This window comes from Fibrobacter sp. (genome assembly GCA_024399065.1).
Taxonomy (GTDB): domain Bacteria; phylum Fibrobacterota; class Fibrobacteria; order Fibrobacterales; family Fibrobacteraceae; genus Fibrobacter.
Genome location: JAKSIB010000001.1, coordinates 127,215 through 145,070, shown reverse-complemented (window position 1 = coordinate 145,070; position 17,856 = coordinate 127,215). Strand labels below are relative to the sequence as shown.

Sequence of the window (17,856 nt, the reverse complement as noted above, 5' to 3'; positions counted from 1 at the left end):
AGAAATATTACTTGCTTAAAGCCTTCTGAATAGCCGGTTCCAAATCCTTGCCGGTAACCGCAGGTTCAAAACGGCCCAGCACTTCACCATCGGCACTTACCAGGAACTTAGTAAAGTTCCAGCGGATATCGTTATCCCCGGAGGACTGCTTGTTGGCCTTGGATGCCATGATGGTCACCAGACTCATCAGCGGATGCTTCAGGCTGAACTTCTTCACGCCAGTCTGAGCCTTAAGCCACTGATAAAGAGGAATAGCATTTTCGCCGTTCACATCAATCTTCTGGAAGCGGGGGAACTTGGTGCTAAAACGTAAAGTGCAGAATTCCTGAATTTCCTCGTCGGAGCCAGGCGCCTGGCTGCCGAACTGATTGCAGGGAAAGTCAAGAATTTCCAGACCCTGCGGGCCGTACTTATCGTAAAGTTCATCCAGGTCGTTGTACTGAGGCGTAAACCCGCACTTGGTAGCCGTATTCACAATCAGCAGCACCTTGCCCCTGAACTGAGAAAGAGAAACATCTTCACCCTTGTTATTCTTCACCGTAAATTGATAAATATCCTGGGACATAAGAACTCCTTTGTTTAAGCAGCCCTTCTTCGTTTATGCACAATATATAAAATATATCGTGCACGATACAATACTAAAAAGGAGCAATATCATTATTATGCAAGATATTCCATTTGCAAGAGCACTAAAAACTCACCTTTTATATATATTTTCCGAAAAAAAGGGAGTTTCTATGCGTAAAGATCTTGGCGTCAAGCCCTATTTGTATCCCCAGCCCGTTCTGGTTATCGGAACCTACAACGAAGATGGTTCCGCCAACGCCATGGTAGCCGCCTGGGGCAGCGTCAGTGACATGAACCAGATTGCCATCTACGTGGCCAATAGCCACAAAACCATGGACAATATCAAGGCTCGCAAGTTCTTTACCATTAGTATGGCTACCGAAAAAGACATTAAGGCTATCGATTACCTGGGAATCGCCAGCGGTCACAAAGTTGCAGATAAATTCGCCAAATCCGGTCTCACCGCCGTCAAAAGCGAACATGTGGACGCCCCGCTCATCGCAGAACTCCCCCTAACTCTGGAATGCAAGCTCATAAGCTATGCCGAGGAACCCGAACTTTTGCTAGGTGAAATCGTCAACGTCACCGCCGACGAATCCATCCTAGATGAAAACGGTAAAGTGGACGTAAAAAAGCTGAACCCCATCTGCTACGACACCGCCAATCACGGCTACTACTCCATTGGAGACCGCATCGGTAACGCCTTCAGCGACGGAAAATCCATAAAGTAACTACCCCTCCCTTGAAGGTTATTTCACTCCATGGAACTTCGAACCCTCAAATACTTCTTAGCCGTCGCCCAGGAAGAAAGCATTTCCAAGGCGGCAAGCGACGTACTGTTCGTCACCCAGCCAACACTTTCCCGCCAAATGCAGGAACTGGAAGAAGAGCTGGGCGTAAAGCTGTTTGAGCGTTCCAACAAGAAGACCATCCTTACCGAAGACGGCATTCTCTTCCGCAAGAGAGCCGAAGAAATCGTAGCCCTTGCAGAACGCACCGCAAACGAATTCAAGGTCGCAAGCCAACAGGAACTGACCGGCGACATTTTCGTGGGCGGCGGGGAAACCGACGGCATGCGAGTCATCGCCAAAGTCTTCAAGAAATTCAACGAAAAACATCCTCAAGTCCGCCTGAACCTGTTCAGCGGAAACGCCGCAGATGTTACCGAAAAACTGGACCAGGGCTTACTGGATTTCGGCATTCTCATCGAGCCTGTAAACAAGCAAAAGTACGATTACCTTGCCCTGCAAAGCAAAGACACCTGGGGGCTCCTCGTTCGCAGAGATTCGGAACTTGCAGAACGCAAATTTATAAGGCCCGCAGACCTAACAAAAATTCCGCTGATTGTTTCTAGGCAGTCCTTCAGGAGCAACGAATTTTCCGGCTGGCTGGGCCGCATTCCCCTGAATGTCATCGCCACATACAACTTGCTCTTTAACGCCTCCCTCATGGTAAAGGAAGGCGTAGGCTGTGCCCTTGGCCTAGACAAAATCATCAGCACTTCTGAAGATAGCGAGCTGAAGTTCATCCCGCTGCGACCCGCCCGAGAAGTGGGCCTGGTGGCCGTCTATAAAAAGAACGCCGCCTTCAGTAAGCCGGCAGCGCTCTTCCTGGAAATGCTCAAGCAGGAACTGGAATAAATTCTAGTAATTCATGTAATCTCTGTTCCCAGTTTGCATTCTTCAAGTTTATCACAGGGATACCCTTGCGGCTGGCAAGTTCGATGGCGAAGCCTGTGCCCCCTGTTTTTATGGAACGGGTCTCATGACTTTCACACCCATCGCGGGTATAACACAGCACAAAGTCCACCGGAGTATTCTGGTCAGCTCCAAAAATTTGAAACACTTCGCGGGCGTAAAGGTCCAGTTTTCGACCCAACAGAATTTCTTCGGGCAGCTTGTGTGCCCTAGCGACGGCACGTGTCTCGTCGGTTGCATCCTTCGCCGTAAAGATTTGCTTGTGGGCAGGATCCAAAACGCCGCTCTCGAAGGCGGCATCGCAGCCCTTGGCCCCGCCACTATACAGCGTGTATCCCAGCTTCTCCAGCTCCACGGCCAGGTGGCGCAACACCTTTTGAATCGGCAGGCCGTAACATCCGTCAACAGCCCCAGTCAAATCACGATTGCCAATGCCGGCATAACATTTAGTCTTAGTCGTCATAATTCCTTACTTTCCTTTTTCCAGACATCCAGTACCATGGATTCCACCTCCAAACCTTCTTCGTCGTAAAAAGGTTTGCAATCTCTTCCGAGATAAAAGCGAACCGCTTCTGGCAAGGGATGGAGGGTCAAGAGTCGAACTCCAGCGAAAGAATGTTTGCGAATACCCTCCAAAAGTAATTCAAACGCCCTTTTTCCGATACCTTTCTTTTGAAGATCCAACCTTACACCAAATGCAGAAAGCATGACTGCAGGAAACGCTTCGTTATAGCCTGAACCTTGTAACGAATCCGGCGTATCCTCGTATGTATCAAAGGTTATGCTCGAATTTGCGATGCTAGCAAGTGCAAGAATGTCGTCTTCCCGTCCGTTTTCTACAAACTTGTAGGTCCTGAAAAAATGGTCTTCATCCTCACAGGGCGCTACATTGCAAAAGAACGAATCTAGAGAAACGGGGTCGTCATCTTGCGTTGGATCCAAGGGGGGATAACAAAAACATCCTTTTTCTGAAATGCGTAAAAAATCTTCCCTTTGGCAGGGAAGCATTACAATTGAATCTAGGTTCATGGATTACTTGGACGCAGGCTTTGCGGAACGATCCTGAGATTCCTGGGGATTTTTCCCCTCAGACAGATATTTCAGGAATTCGTTCACCTGAGACCGGCGAATCACCACAGGTTTCATATTGAGAGCCATTGCCATTTCCTTTCGCTAAATGTGAATGTATCAACTTTAGGACGAAACTAAACAGGTCTACGTCCGGCAACGCACTCAGTGGTGGTGCAATCCAATATATAAAATATTACCTGAACAATCAAGGGCCGCAAAGTTGACCTGTTCTATTCATGTTTTTCTTTGTTCACCTTTCCTTCATCTTTTCTTTTCGCCTTTTGATGAACGAGGCGTCTTCGGCGCACTTGAAGTTGTAAACGGGCTTCAGGTGATCAACGACTGCGGCGGTACTCTGGATGAGCGACTTGATTTCGTCGCCGTTCTTGTAGGCCATGGGAGATTCGTCGATGGTTGAAACGTTTACGCAGCTGGTCCAGATGCCTTCCATGGTGCTCTTGTATTCCTTCATGGAAAGCGTTTCGCGAGCCGCGGTGCGTGAAAGAACTCTGCCTGCGCCGTGGGGGCCACTGTTGTTCCATTCTGCGTTACCCTTGCCAACGCAAATCAGCGAACCGTCTCGCATGTTCAGCGGAATCAGAACCTTCTCATCGGCATTGCAGCTGATCGCGCCCTTGCGAATGATGTTGTCGTTTCCGATGTAGTTGTGGAGCGTTTCAAAGGAACTTTCTTCTTTCCAGCGCATGCCCACCATAATCGTCTTCGCCATAATCTTTCGGGACCAATGGGCAAAACGCCTGCACACATTGGCGCACTTCAGGTATTCCTCGGCGTCCTTGCCGTCGATGTACGAGAGTGTCTTCAGAACGCCTTCACCGTAGCAATGCTTTTCATTGGCGATACTCTGGAAATGAACTGCCAATTTGTTTCCGAAGTTTCGGGAACCGCTGTGGATAATCAGATAGGTTCCGGTTTCGCCCTTCTCGATGGAAATAAAATGATTGCCGCCGCCCAGGGATCCGATTTTCTTCAAGTGGGTAACGTAATTGTCTTTCAGGATGTCTGTGGAAATACGACGGACATCTTCGTACAAGTCTTCAGGAACTTCTTCACTGACGGCGTCACGCCCGTCAAAGCCGCAGGGCACGTGCCCGCGGATGACCTTGTCAAGTTTTTCGTAATCGTTCAGGAGTGGCGATTCTTCCAACTTCACCACGTACATTCCGCAACTCTGATCCACGCCGATGATGTTCGGGATGATTTCTCCATAGTGCGGCATATCCGATGTAAAGCCGATGACGCAGCCCGCGCCTGCGTGACAATCGGGCATCACCTTGATGCTGCAATCCCTGAAAATGGGATGGTCGCAAACACGCTTCACCTGTTCAATAGTTTCAGGCTCAATAGTGTTTGCAAAAATGCTTGCCCCGGTGAACTTGCCTTCTATTTGCATATTCTACCTCATAGAACATATCGGCGGAAAAATGAAACTCGTCAAACTTATTGCTATCACCGGATAATATAATTAATAGTAAATGTCATATTTTGACAATATAAAATTTCTACATTTTTGTGGTCGGAAGAATCCCACCTTATGTATCCCCTAGCTCATGAACAAATCCTTTGACAAAATTCTCTCTTTCGAAGTTGACGATGCAAGCGTCGACTACGGTTTTGTATTTGGAGATTCTCAAAAGATTCTCTTCATCAAGGCCGGAGCACATGGCTCCATGAACGGCTACCACGATAAATACCTGAGCATCGCATTAAACGCCAGGGAAAAATATGGCATTACGGTTGTTTGCGGCTCCAATCCGGAATGCGGCATAAACCAGGCAACTCACGCAATGCAAGTATTAGAAACTGTCATTGAAAACTTTGATCAAGCCGAAATCTATTTCATGGGATTTTCAAAGGGGGCATCCCAGGGTTGCATGGACTGGACAAAAATTCCGCAAGTGAAGCGGCTGTTATTAATCAATCCGCCCCTCATGATAAACACGCCCAAACTTTGCGCCGCCACGAAAAGATTTGCAGGCGAAAAAATGACATTCGTGTTCGGCAGCGAAGATCCGTCCATCGGAACGGTCGATCTGTTCAAGCTATACGAACGAGAAAATGTCAAAGTAGAAGTTGTCCCCGGTCAGGACCACTTCTTTTCCAAGAATGGTTTCAATCTATTTGAGCTGGCTGAACGGGAACTTTTCTACGACCACCGCTGTCAGAAGGAATCAGGGTAAACCACCTGAGCCTCAAGTAAGTTTGATGCCAGACAATTCTTTATAATTTCTGTGCAAGCAATTCTTTCGGTAAAGAACGCAAATTCCTTAGTTGTACAAAAAACCTACTACAAATATGAATAATTGTAGTAGGTTAATTAATAGTCATCTTCAATGACAAAATACATACGAAGGTGAAGAATTACCACCAGAGGCAACCATTAAGAAATACTTAATAGTTCAAAGCGAAAGGGAAAAATACCCCATTATTCAGGGAACTCAATATCCTGTTGCGTGGGTAAACGAGATTTACTCTGCGAAGATTCCTTTTTTAGAGGAGCTTTCTTCAAAATCGTTCTCAGCCATTCAATGGCCAAAGGCTGGCTATTGTTTTCTACTAAGCAAAGCATGTTATAAACAGCCTTGCAACTAGGACATATCGTATGGAATAACGACCTTGCCGACTTGGCTGTTCGAGCGGACGGGAACATATATACACCATATGCCAATGGACTAAGATTAATTTTATCCATGAAACTCGTATCAAAGATCTCATTGATGTCCTGACGACAAATTTCGCAGGCAGTCCCGGTTTCCTTTTGCACGCTATATCCAATTAAAGCGGGACAATTCTTATAGTAAATTTTTTGAGTTGCGGAAGGAGCTTCTTTATACAGGGTCTCGACCCAAAGCCATTCCAACTTCTCCGCATTAGAATCGCTCAATTCTATTTCATCACGAAACTCATCCCATTTGATTTTTGGAAGTTTCTTTTTCAGTTCGGAATTCTCAAGGATCGATTTTTTAGGATCGACAATGTAATCGGGCCGTAAATCTATAAACCTTTTATCGTTATTGTCGTAGTCAGCCCAGGAAGCAGCCTCGCCACTCATTATAACATCAGCTTTGCCATTCTCTTGGCGTACTAAAAAGAATCTATCCCCATTTTCAAACGAGGTGTTTTTGGAGATTCCCCACTTAAGGACGTACTCATCTGATTCCCCGTATTCTTTAAACGCCTTTTTTAAGTCGTTTGCTCTGAAATTTGATTTTTTCGGGTTCCAACTCAAAACATAAGTACTCATAAAATCTCCTGTAACTTATTTGCTCTCTCTAAATTTACCATCAAATGAAAAAAAAAGCCGATAAAAGCAATTTTTACTGCTTCTTTTTCTTGGATTTTAGTGCAGAATTCAAATAATTCGGATATTGCAAGACCCATCTCTCTTTGCTGATCTCATAGTAATTTAGCGTGACGCCGGCAACGCCATGATCGTTAATGGAAATGCCACCATGCTCATAAGTTAAATAGAACCCTTTACGCGGATCCGTTGGTGGAACTTTCTCGTCCCACTTCAACGAGTAGCCAAGGCGACATTCCAAATCCTCTTTCAAACGATCCAGGCTGCTAGTGTCCAAATCGTGGTCAAATATCTTCAATTTTGAAATCGGAATTCGCCGGATTCCAGGTAAGGATAACAACTTTCATAAAGACTCCTACGAGTTATCGGTTTAAATTGATTCGTCTTCATCGTCGTCTTCATAAAGTTCTTCTAGTTCAATGCCGAGGTTAGAAGCCTGTTCCACATCGCACATGGGGATTTCGAAATCGCCGATGGTCTTGTCAATCCACTCTTTGGAAATATGCTCAAATTCCATGTCGCAACAACAGACCAGGTAAATCAGCGCCCGGATGGCCTCGCGGTATTCGCCGCCAACGGCATCGTCGCAATAAAAGACTTCGTAACTATCTCCGCGACAAACACCATGCTTTTCAAATAATTTGGTAAAGTATTTGCTGCCCGCTTCCTCCAGTTCGTCTTCGGAAAGACGGCTTGCTTCATCCGAATTTTTCATGCCACTATTCAAGACTTTTTCAAAAATACTTCTCGTGGTCCTGTAGATTCTCGGAGTGTCATCCAAGTCCACAATTGTAAAGTAAAGGGTTTTGCCCTTTTCCGTAAGAACCGAAATTTCGGCATTGAAAGCTTCTGGATCAAACCCGTATTCAGAAACCTCTCGACGTATACTCTTGAGAATACATTTTGACATGCCGCCCCCATTTTTCGTGACTGGCTCACAGGTAAATATAGATTGGGAAAAGTGTCAAAAGATGACATTATTATAACTTTTACGAGACGTTATCAAACAGCATCGAAATATCATTGAACAAGAGCTTTTGAAGTGTTTCTGGTCAACGACATTTAATCTTTTCTTGAAAAAAGTTTATATTAATTGAAAATAAAGGAGATCATTATGTCCGCAAAAGAACTTAACGAGGCGCTCAAAAAATTTGTAAAAATGTATGAGGACGAATTACTAGAAGTTGGATGCACAAAATACCCTTTCAATTCTTTTGGCGAAGGTGAAGACGGCGACAAGTATCAGTTTGTTGAATTGGACTGCATAAAAATAAAGGGAAAAGAATATCCCGTGGAATTGTGGGTTGACTCTTGCAAGCCAAAAGAAGAAGGCGGGATAAGATATTGTTTTGCTGTTGACTTCACTGAAAAAATGAAATCTGAAGATTTTTTGAGATATGCGACAGATAGATCTATTCCCGTTTGTTTATTTAGCACAGAAATTGAAACATACAAAATCGATAATTTCAATACTTTGATTGCTGAATATACAACCGAAAATGAAAACGGAAATGTTTGTCGAAGGGTTGCCTTGTGCTTGGAAAATGAAGAAATAAAGAAACTGAGTGTTGGAAAAAATAATTGGGGATACCTTTCGTACTATTTTGATATAAAAAAAGATGGTGCAATTTGTGCTATAAAGAATTTTTTTGAAACATTCCTTCCGTCTCTTGATGAGACCATTTTGGATGACACGACTCGAAAAGCTGTTATTGATGCTCGAGTTGGTCATGGAAAATACAAAGATGATTTAATGAAAAAATGGGATAACGCTTGTGCCGTCTCTAGTTGCACAACAAAGGGCGTTTTAATTGCAAGTCATGCAAAACCATGGAAGAAATGCGATACCGCTAAAGACAGAATTTCTCCAGATAATGGATTGATTCTTACGGCTAATTTTGACGCTCTTTTTGATAAGGGATTAATAACTTTTGAAGATAACGGAACAATCAAAATTTCTAAAAAGGTGAAGAAAAAAGATTGGGAAATCCTTGGATTATCAAAAGATTTAAAACTAAGAAAAAAGCTTAACGCTAATCAGAAACGATTCATGTCCTATCATAGGAAAAATGTGTGGCAAGATAGGGAAAAATAATCCGCTAACTCAAAAACGCAGCCCTTTAGAGCTGCGTTTTTGTTTTTGACATCAGTTATTCAACAGTTCATCAAAAAGTAAAAAGAGCGCTCTATTTTTTTTCTTCCTCTATCAAAAAACTCGCATTACTGAAAGCCTCAAGAATTTGTGTTTGAGTCAGTTTGCTGGCGAGATAGTCAGGCATTGTCTCTTTTATTTTGCCGTCAATGACTGAACATATTTTTTTTACAACCTTGTCTTTTACAGATAAATAGTATTTTATGGAATCGTAAAGAGAGCTTTCAAATTCTTCTGTAGACAAGGGATCTTCCGTCCATACATCAGGAACATTTACTACTGAAACACCTCGACACAAACGTTGTTGATAATCCTTATATCTTTTATTACTAGGATTTATCTTATTTGTAATTCCTTTGATCCAATCACTCACATCTTTTTGAATGGACGTACTTGGTTCTCTGTCGTATATCCAGTTGTCATTTTCGTTATGTGGCGAGTATTCTCCATTTATGCCAATCGAATTTTTAAAATACTGTTTTCTATCTTCCTTTATTTTTTCCATCAAATTCATGAAAGAATCAACTAATTTTTCCTTATTAGTATTGACTTTAGAATAAAGATCATTTAGCTTATTCTTTTTTTGATTAGCGAATTTTCCAATATCAATTTCAACAGCGGAGGATTTGTATCCGTTTGGCACCCAAAAACCAAAACAGGTTTCTATAGCGTAATTTTTCCAATTTTTTCGTCCACGAGAAACATTTTTTTCGTAAAATTTCGTTTCAATCCCTGCAATTTGAAGAAGATATTCCAGTGATACAGAACCCGATGTTTTTATGTCAAGGGGAATGTCATCATTTTTCTTTCTTTTCGCGTTCAAGTAACTCAAATACTCGTCTGGCAGATGCAAATCAAATCTGAACGAAGCTTGTTCTTTTAACTCGTTATACAACGATCCGTTTAACAGTTGACTTCGTACTGAGAAAATCTTCTTTTTTTCAGTGCTATTGGGGATCTTTGAACAATCTAACGCTCCTATATAACTTTCCAATTTATTTTTCAAAGCTTCTTCAGTAGGATGACTTGGCTTTTTTGACCAACAATAAGATAATGCTATTTCCTCGTTTTTTTCAAAAGCTCGGCTTGTAAAATTGATAGATCCTAAAACAACTTGACAATGTGTAGTTGATTCGCTTAATATGAATTTAGAGTGAAATAATGCCGAACAATTTACTAAGTAAATTCCACTATTCTTATCAAATCTTTGTTTGATCATTCTTGCAAGTTCATTAAGACGTGTTTTTTCTTTTGAAGAAGAGTAATAACGACTAGAGTCAGCATCAAGATATATTGCAATATGCCCTCGACCACGACAATCACGCTCTTTGCCAAACCAAGATATAGCTTTGTTTATAAGAGCTGCATCTGTATATGCGGACACTATTATGAGTTTTTGAAGTTTTCCAGAAGCTTCAATTGTTCTTTTCCCCAAATATCCTACCTTAGTAGGCTTTTTATTGTCCTTAAAGCATTTGCCCGTAGATAAGAATTTCATCTTTGTTCACTCCCTTCAATAGGATTCTTCTGTTTTTTAACTTTACTTTTCCAATTTAAATCAATTCAAGCAATTGTGCGTAAACAAATTCTTTTTTTTATTCTCCCTCTCACCCCATCTCCTCATCCAACTCCACAGAGGCCTTACTCAAGGCCTCTTCTAGTTGCTGGCGGATTTTCTTGACTTGGGCTTGAGTGGCGTTGTGTTTTTTGACGAATGCTTTTTGCTTGTCCAGCGAGGGTAACGGAATCACAATATTCAGGAATGCCTTTTGGTCGATGGTCTGCACATTGCCACCCACCATACTGTTCTTGATGAGTGACTGGCCGCGAGAACTTTCCAAGAATAGCTTCACATATTCCGAATCCGCAACGGTTCCGTCCACATTGATAATGAAGAGGTTGTTGTTCACAAGAATCCGATCTGGTGCGGTATCCTGAGAATCATTAGGGATTACAGCCAATCGGCAAGGGAACCCATTCTTTGTCATCACGATGTTTTGAGGCTTTGCACAGTACAGGTTTAAATTGACTCTCCGTTTCAGAAGGTACGGGTCAATGAAGGGCAAGTTCTGCGCGACTTCGCCATTGACAATGTTGCTAGGAACCATATAGCGGAAACCTACACTTTTTTTGCACAAGGCTTCGTCCAATTCTTCTGATGAAATCATGGCGCCGCGTTTCAGTTGGCAGAAATTACCCAGCACTCTTGTTGCATAGCCTTTTTTGGGGGGCATGTTCTCGACGTTTGTGCCGATGGCGTTTTTTTCAGCCTCAAATCGGCTTGCAATCAGGCAATAATTTGCTTTCTTCAAATCCTCCGCAGTAGTGGGTTCTGTATTTTTGTAAAGATCCATGATGCGGTCGATCATCACTTCATTAAGGACAGTTTCTCTACGGCCGATAATTCCCTCGCTGCGGGCATCAATCAGCTTTACTCCTTTGGAACAGGGCTTGAATACTATCATGCACAAATCAGCGGCAGTCCCTGGTAAAATTTTGGGAGGCAGTTCGATGACAGCATCAATCAGGTCCTTTTTTACAAAAGTCTCTCGTACGATAGCGTCGTTTTGTTTCCAGGCACTACCTGCTCCCATCACGGTTACGGCCATTCCTGGGAACCCCATCATGATGCAGGCAAGGCCGTTATACATCCAATCCGCGGAATAAATGTCCTGAGAAAGTCCCAGTTGCCTTTTCAGTTCCCATGCGAATTTTGTGGCGTTATCACCCAGAGCCTTTGCGCGGGCGGCAAACGGATAGTTGGCAAATATCTTGCGTGGATTCTTATAGACGCGATACGCCCGGCCCAGTCGGCCTCCTTTGTCAAATCCCGGAAGGTGCCACTTGAAAGCATCGTCTGAAATTATCTTCTCAAAATTTCTGACGCCAGAAACATACAGTCGTAAAAGGGAAATGAGGTGAGCGTAGGAATCCTTTTCGATTCCGCAAAGTTCAACGTCACGTTTCACACTTGCCTGGGTAAGAAAATTGCCGCATCCGCTACCGATATCAATGACGCAATCATTAGACTTTACATCCAACAAAGCAATCGCCAAATCCGAAACAGATTTCGGTGTTGCTGGCGCAGAAACTGATTTACTGTAATTTTCTCCAATGAAATGAATGGCGTTCTCGTAATCTTCGCAGAAGTATTCCGAGAACGAGTCTTGGAACTCCTGCCAGACTGGGGCAATATTAAAGTTCTTTGCTGCTGCAACGACATCCTGCGGGGCGTCCTTGGGCGGTTCAAAGGCGTCGTATGGCAAAAGGAACCTGTTGTAGTTGCGATTTTCACGCAGCATAAAGGCCATGAATGCCGCCGCAAAATAGGTCTCGTTGCCGGAAGAAATCTTTTTTGCCGCATTCTGAAGGTCGCGAACCAACTTTTTGACGTCCTTTTGTCCCATTTTTGCCTCTTTTTTCTCTAAAAAACGATTTATAATGTCAGATTATGACAGAAAATTTACTTATATTTAAAATTAGGTAAAGCAATACCTAAAATATAGATAATGGATTGAAATTTTCCCAGTAAAAATTTCAAATAGGCAAAAAAGAGGTCCAAAATGAAGAAGGAATATTTCAAGCAGGTTGCCGATACCATCAGGAAGGGTGGTCTCAAAGGTACTGATTACAGAAGCCTCTACATGGTGAAGGGCTTTGAATATTGGGCTCGTCGGCTCAAGTATGGTCCTGCTATGTCTATACACGAGCCCTTGGAAATTTTGCCGGATCAGGGCGCCAAATCCATCGCCCGCCTCATATTGAAAGAAGTGGATCAAGAGCGTAAAAAATTGAGTAAAGACGAACGGGATAGTTTCGCGCGCTACTATGATGAACTGAAGGACGCCTTGGTCTCCATGAACATGGATGACTTATGCCGTTACAGTCAAAATGTATTTGAAGACTTGAGGGCCTCCCGCAAAAAGTTCATATACGATTCCATTGTGGAACTGTACCTGAAAATTGTCCAAAAGGGTGTCGCTCCAAGAGACCCTTTTGTCAAGCGTTTCAATAAAATCAAGAAGGCCTTTGACCTGACGGATTTGGAAGGAGAATTGCTTCTTTACCTTTGGACTAAAGACAAGTCCATTCTCAATGATATCCGTGGAACTTGTGACAAGAACGAACAAGAAACGTCTCTCATTTTTATCAAGAAGCTTTTCCCGGAATATGGCAAGGAATTGGAACAGGCTATCGCCCCAACGTCCACCATGATGCGCATGAAAATTCTGATCAATGACCATTATGACAATCTGACGTTGAGTGGCAGGATTCAGAATTTTTTAGATGGTCGCGAAGGGGAAAATATCGAGGATTGTTACTACAGAGTCTATAAGGGCGACTGTGTTGAATACGCTCAGCTGAAGAGAGACCGCAAAGAAGTCGACATCATGTTTGAAATGCTCAAGCATGCAAAGCCAGGTGAGGGAATGAACGTTTTCCTGTACGGTGTGGAAGGAACCGGCAAAACTGAGCTGGCAAAGTCTATTGCCCGCGAGCTGAATCGCCCTCTCATTCTCACCAATTTTAGCACGCGAGGTTCTCATCGTGGAAACAACAGCGACTCGGGTATTTTTGAACGAATGGAAAGCGTCCTGTTTGCCGCGTACAAGTTTCGGAACGATAAGGTAATCCTCTTGGTAGATGAAGCCGATTACATCTTGAACTTTTGCGAGAAGGGTGCGCTGAATTTCTTTCTTGAGCAGATCAAGGTTCCGGTTATTTGGATCAGCAATGAAATAAGAGGTATCGAAGACAGTACCCTTAGACGATTTGATTTCTCCATTTGTTTTGAAAGACTGGATGCTGAACGGCGTGTTGAAATCTGGGAATCCGTAATCAAAAAGCATGACGCTCAAGAGCTTTTGAGCCACGAGGAAATGGTCAGTATTTCCAAGGAAATTCCAATTACTGCGGGCGGTGTTACTCAGGCAATTTGCTTTGCGAAGGAACTTCGAAAATCGGGTTCCGAGCTGAATGCAACAGAGATTATTCGCCAGATGGCCACGGCTCAGGCAAATCTTATCGGCATTCCGTTGGAATACGGAAAGCGAGACTCCGCAAGCCATGCGCCCAGATATTCCAAGGACGTTCTGAACATTGACGGAAATCAAGATGAGATCTGGAAAGTGATTCGTGCCTTTGATGTGAAATGGACGACGCTCAAGGAATGTGATTCTGCAGAATCCTTGAACATGTTGTTCTATGGTCCGCCGGGTACCGGCAAGACGGAATACGCCAAGTACATCGCCAGGGAGCTGAACCGTAAACTTCTCGTCAAGAGAGTCAGTGATTTGGAAAGCATGTTTGTTGGGGAAACTGAGAAAAATATCCGCAAAATGTTCCGCGAGGCGGAACAAAAGAAGGCTGTTCTTTTCTTAGACGAAGCAGACAGCCTGCTGAGAAATCGTGAAAGCGCTCTGCAATCCTTTGAAGTGTCAAGGGTGAACGAACTCTTGACTCAGATGGAAAATTTCAAGGGAGTTTTTATCGCCGCCACCAACTTTAATGATGTGCTGGATAATGCCTGCCGCCGCCGTTTTGCCATGAAGTTGAAATTCAACTACATGAAGCCGAAAGGAATCGCTGAAGTATGGAACTGCTTCTTCCCGAACCTGGAATGCCCTAGACGAATTCAGGAACAAACCATGCTCGCCCCTGGTGATTTCAACGCCGTCTACGGAACCTTGAAATACATGGATCCTACGACATTGACATCTGACCGTGTAGCCGCAGCTTTGCTAGAGGAAGTGGCGCAAAAACCGGGTTCTACTGCAAATCGGAAAATGGGATTTTAGAACATTCAACTTAAACAGGAGTATCCTTATGGAAATACTGAACTACGGACTTTTCTGGCGCAGAGACGAAGTCGTCTGGACACCTGGTACAGGCAACAAGTTCGAGCTTCTCGGAAGACGAGGCGCAACAAGGAATACGCTCAAAGTTGCCGACTTTCAATTTCAGCAGGGTATCTACATTCTCTATGGACCTTATGGCCCGTACTACGTAGGACTCGCCAATGCCGAAAGCGAATTTCGCGGACTAGGTAAAAGGCTCAAGGAACACACCTACGACGAACACAAGGACAACTGGGATCGTTTTTCCTGGTTCGGTTTCAAGAAGGTCTGTTCCACAAAAGCGAACAAGGAGGGTATTATCAATGTGCAGACCAATATCGCAAAAGTCAAGCAGGGCGATACAAATGAATCCATCAAGGATGTGGAGGCCCTGCTTATCAGGGCGATGGGATGTTCTGCCAATCTCCTGGAAATGAAGTTCACCATTGATGAAAGGTGGGAGCAGGTGACGCTGGACAAGCGAGAATACTACGTCAATAAATTAAAATAAGATAATCGCCACCCATAAGGGTGGCGTTTTTGTATTCTGATTATCCTTAAAAATCCCCACATTTTTCCACTGAATCAGGAAAATGTCCACTATCACCCACTTACTGATTGGTTATTGAAAATAAATTATCCACTTTACGCCACTTTTGGATGAATCAGCCCAAAGCAATCAACTCCATTTGCATTTCGAGATTTCTATGGGTCAACTTACGACTTCGTAATTACTCTAGGCTTTTCATGTCGCATTTACCCTCTATAAAAAGAACGCTGCCTTCAGTAAGCCGGCAGCGCTCTTCCTAGAAATGTTGAAGCAGGAACTGGAATAAATAACAAGATCACCAGTTTTCAAATCGGCGACCCGTATCCATTCCGCCAATCTTCTTCATTTCTTCAGTAGTCAATTCAAAGTCAAAAAGGTTGAAATTCTCTTCCAGATATTTCAAGGAATCGATTCCCGGAATGGTGATGTAGCCAGCCTGAATATGCCAGCGCAAATCCACCTGAGCCGCGGTCTTTCCGTGTGCTTTTGCGATTTCTTTCAGCGTAGAATTGCCAAGAATTTTCTGGGTATTCCCGCGACCGCCGAGTGGATAGTAGGATTCCACAACGGTACCGTACTTGGCTACATATTTCTGGAATTCCGTATTCTGGTACAGCGGATGATTTTCGTTCTGCACAACAGCGGGCTTGATTTTTGCACCTGCGGTCACACGCTCAAATTCTTCCGCCGTATAGTAATTGGAAATTCCAATGGATCGAATTTTCCCTGCGGCAACGCCGTGTTCCAAAGCCTTATAGACGCCGTCGTCATTGGGCCCCGACTGATGCACTAGCATCAAGTCGATGTAACCCAGGCCCAATGTTTCATTGGATTCGTCAATAGCCTTTTCCGGATTGCGGTAATAGCCAGGCATCACCTTGGTAGTCACGAAAACATCTTCGCGCTTTACAAGGCCATCCTTAATAGCACGGCGAACACCTTCCCCAACGCCCTTCTCGTTGCCGTAATATTCCGCCGTATCAAAAAGACGATAGCCCATCTTGATTGCTTCATAAACAGCATCCGATGCAAAGGAATTGCTCATAGTCCAGGTTCCAAGACCAAGAACCGGCATAGAGTAGCCACTATTCAACTTGATTGTATTTGCAACGGTCACAGATTCACCTCCGCTGACCTGAGTTTCATTTTCCGCAGTTTTTGCAGCAACACTTTCGCTGGAGCAACCCAGCAAAAACGTCACCGACGCCACAAGAAAACTTGAAAGGAGGTTTTTCATATTCATAATTTAACACCTAGAGTTAACTCAATGTCAAATCATTTTTTATAAAAAAAGAAGGTAGCGAACCACCTTCTTTCAGAATGCATTTTCGCAGCAACCCGCTAATTACTTCAAGTTAGTCTTGAAGAATTCGTCAAGCTTTGCGAAAGGAATCTTTTCCATGTTGTCGTAAAGATCCACGTGAGATGCGCCAGGAATCACCAAAAGTTCCTTGTTGGAAGGATTCGGATTTGCCTTGATGCCTGCAGCGGGATTGCCTTCAACCATGTACTTGTAAGCATCCTTGCCGAAGTAGAAGGAATGAGCCTTGTCGCCGTGCATCACGAGAACTGCGGAGCGAATTTCGTTGGTGTAACGGAGGAATCGGGCGTTGGCATAAGCCTGGGTGCCTGTTGCATTCCAACCATCGTTGGAGTTTCCAGAACGCTTGTGGTAACCACGAGGAGTCTTGTAATAAGCGTAGTAATCCTTCACGAAGTAGGGCGCATCATCCGGAAGCGGGTCCACAACGCCACCGGCACGAAGATAGGAACCTGCGGCGCGATCCTTTACGCGCTGGGCTGCGAGAGCCTTGCGGCCTTCGTAACGGGCTTCTTCATTGTCAGCAGAATCGAAGTAACCGTTGCCACCCACGCGGGTCATGTCGTACATGGTGCTTGCCACAGTTGCCTTGATGCGGGTGTCCGCGGCAGCGGCGTTCAGGGCGATACCACCCCAACCGCAAATACCGATAATGCCGATGCGTTCAGCATCCACATTTTCCTGAGCACCGAGAAAATCTACAGCGGCCATGAAATCTTCGGTGTTGATATCCGGAGAAGCCACGCGGCGGGGCATGCCGCTGCTTTCGCCAGTAAAGCTGGGGTCAAATGCGATGGTCAAGTAACCCTTTTCTGCCATGGTCTGTGCGTAGAGACCGCTGGACTGTTCCTTCACGGCGCCGAAGGGGCCAGAAACAGCGATGGCCGGGAACTTACCATTTACAGCAAGGCTTGCATCCTTCGGGATGTACATATCGGCAGCCAAGGTGATGCCGAAGTTATTGGTGAAGGTCACCTTCTTGTGATCCACCTTTTCGCTCTTGGGGAAAACCTTGTCCCATTCTTGAGTCAGTTCCAATTTTTCGTTCTGTGCCATAGCGGTCTCGTTTGCGGAGTAGTTGATAGTTGCGTTTGCAGCCTTTGCAGTCTGAGTTGCGTCACTCTTGTCGCAACAGGCGGTGAAAGCGGTTGCCACAGAGATTACTGCGGCAGCGGTAACAATTTTACCAAAGGAAGATTTCTTGAAATTCATTTTCAATCCTATGAAGATGTTTTTGCAAGGTACAATTTAGAACTGAAAATCACAATAAGCAAATACTTAATTTTTATACTTTGCTATGCTTTTTAGGCATAACAGTATATAAAATCAAAGTATTTGC

Annotated in this window: 17 protein-coding genes; 6 read left to right on the top strand and 11 right to left on the bottom strand. The window is 44.1% G+C overall.

Features of this window, described 5'->3' with window-relative positions; all coding sequences use genetic code 11:
- Positions 1–7 precede the first annotated feature (7 nt).
- Positions 8–565 (bottom strand): glutathione peroxidase, encoded by a 558-nt coding sequence (locus MJZ25_00660; protein MCQ2122678.1) that lies wholly within the window; start codon positions 563–565, stop codon positions 8–10.
- A 172-nt stretch (positions 566–737) separates the two neighbouring features.
- Between MJZ25_00660 and MJZ25_00655 the strand changes: the two genes are divergently transcribed.
- Both MJZ25_00655 and MJZ25_00650 read left to right on the top strand, forming a co-directional pair.
- Positions 738–1,298: a flavin reductase family protein gene (locus MJZ25_00655; protein MCQ2122677.1), complete on the top strand. Its 561-nt coding sequence runs from the start codon at positions 738–740 to the stop codon at positions 1,296–1,298.
- A 30-nt stretch (positions 1,299–1,328) separates the two neighbouring features.
- Positions 1,329–2,207 (top strand): LysR family transcriptional regulator, encoded by an 879-nt coding sequence (locus tag MJZ25_00650; GenBank protein ID MCQ2122676.1) that lies wholly within the window; start codon positions 1,329–1,331, stop codon positions 2,205–2,207.
- Here the strand turns inward: MJZ25_00650 and MJZ25_00645 are convergent.
- The 3 genes from MJZ25_00645 to MJZ25_00635 all read right to left on the bottom strand — a co-directional run bounded on the left by MJZ25_00645 (position 2,188) and on the right by MJZ25_00635 (position 4,749).
- Positions 2,188–2,727 carry a hypothetical protein gene (locus tag MJZ25_00645; protein MCQ2122675.1) on the bottom strand — a complete coding sequence of 180 codons (540 nt, stop codon included), beginning with the start codon at positions 2,725–2,727 and terminating at the stop codon, positions 2,188–2,190. The two genes, MJZ25_00650 and MJZ25_00645, sit on opposite strands and share 20 nt — an antisense overlap.
- Positions 2,724–3,272: a GNAT family N-acetyltransferase gene (locus MJZ25_00640; protein MCQ2122674.1), complete on the bottom strand. Its 549-nt coding sequence runs from the start codon at positions 3,270–3,272 to the stop codon at positions 2,724–2,726. The genes MJZ25_00645 and MJZ25_00640 overlap by 4 nt, the downstream gene beginning before the upstream one ends.
- 313 nt (positions 3,273–3,585) lie before the next feature.
- Positions 3,586–4,749: an RtcB family protein gene (locus tag MJZ25_00635; GenBank protein ID MCQ2122673.1), complete on the bottom strand. Its 1,164-nt coding sequence runs from the start codon at positions 4,747–4,749 to the stop codon at positions 3,586–3,588.
- 157 nt (positions 4,750–4,906) lie between these two features.
- Between MJZ25_00635 and MJZ25_00630 the strand changes: the two genes are divergently transcribed.
- A complete protein-coding gene (locus MJZ25_00630; GenBank protein MCQ2122672.1) occupies positions 4,907–5,536 on the top strand; it encodes a hypothetical protein in 630 nt (209 codons plus the stop codon).
- A gap of 245 nt (positions 5,537–5,781) precedes the next feature.
- Here MJZ25_00630 and MJZ25_00625 read toward each other — a convergent pair whose 3' ends face one another.
- The 3 genes from MJZ25_00625 to MJZ25_00615 form a co-directional block, all read right to left on the bottom strand.
- A complete protein-coding gene (locus MJZ25_00625) occupies positions 5,782–6,600 on the bottom strand; it encodes a hypothetical protein (protein MCQ2122671.1) in 819 nt (272 codons plus the stop codon).
- Positions 6,601–6,673: 73 nt separating this feature from the next.
- Positions 6,674–6,934 carry a hypothetical protein gene (locus tag MJZ25_00620; protein ID MCQ2122670.1) on the bottom strand — a complete coding sequence of 87 codons (261 nt, stop codon included), beginning with the start codon at positions 6,932–6,934 and terminating at the stop codon, positions 6,674–6,676.
- Positions 6,935–7,027: 93 nt separating this feature from the next.
- Positions 7,028–7,567: a hypothetical protein gene (locus MJZ25_00615; protein MCQ2122669.1), complete on the bottom strand. Its 540-nt coding sequence runs from the start codon at positions 7,565–7,567 to the stop codon at positions 7,028–7,030.
- 204 nt (positions 7,568–7,771) lie between these two features.
- Here MJZ25_00615 and MJZ25_00610 point away from each other — a divergent pair, with 204 nt between their 5' ends.
- On the top strand, positions 7,772–8,752 hold the full coding sequence (locus MJZ25_00610) for an HNH endonuclease (GenBank protein MCQ2122668.1): 981 nt from the start codon (positions 7,772–7,774) through the stop codon (positions 8,750–8,752).
- Between the two features lie 91 nt (positions 8,753–8,843).
- Here the strand turns inward: MJZ25_00610 and MJZ25_00605 are convergent, their stop codons facing one another.
- Positions 8,844–10,307: a phospholipase D family protein gene (locus MJZ25_00605; GenBank protein MCQ2122667.1), complete on the bottom strand. Its 1,464-nt coding sequence runs from the start codon at positions 10,305–10,307 to the stop codon at positions 8,844–8,846.
- Between the two features lie 109 nt (positions 10,308–10,416).
- On the bottom strand, positions 10,417–12,216 hold the full coding sequence (locus tag MJZ25_00600; protein ID MCQ2122666.1) for an N-6 DNA methylase: 1,800 nt from the start codon (positions 12,214–12,216) through the stop codon (positions 10,417–10,419).
- A gap of 156 nt (positions 12,217–12,372) precedes the next feature.
- Here MJZ25_00600 and MJZ25_00595 point away from each other — a divergent pair, with 156 nt between their 5' ends.
- On the top strand, positions 12,373–14,607 hold the full coding sequence (locus MJZ25_00595) for an ATP-binding protein (GenBank protein ID MCQ2122665.1): 2,235 nt from the start codon (positions 12,373–12,375) through the stop codon (positions 14,605–14,607).
- Positions 14,608–14,635: 28 nt separating this feature from the next.
- Entirely contained in the window at positions 14,636–15,157 is a 522-nt protein-coding gene (locus tag MJZ25_00590; GenBank protein MCQ2122664.1) for a GIY-YIG nuclease family protein, read from the top strand.
- 334 nt (positions 15,158–15,491) lie between these two features.
- On the opposite strand, the gene MJZ25_00585 is transcribed toward MJZ25_00590, so the two are convergent.
- On the bottom strand, positions 15,492–16,433 hold the full coding sequence (locus MJZ25_00585; GenBank protein MCQ2122663.1) for an aldo/keto reductase: 942 nt from the start codon (positions 16,431–16,433) through the stop codon (positions 15,492–15,494).
- 108 nt (positions 16,434–16,541) lie between these two features.
- Positions 16,542–17,729, bottom strand: coding sequence for an alpha/beta hydrolase (locus tag MJZ25_00580; protein MCQ2122662.1), 1,188 nt, complete (start codon positions 17,727–17,729; stop codon positions 16,542–16,544).
- Between the last annotated feature and the right edge of the window lie 127 nt (positions 17,730–17,856).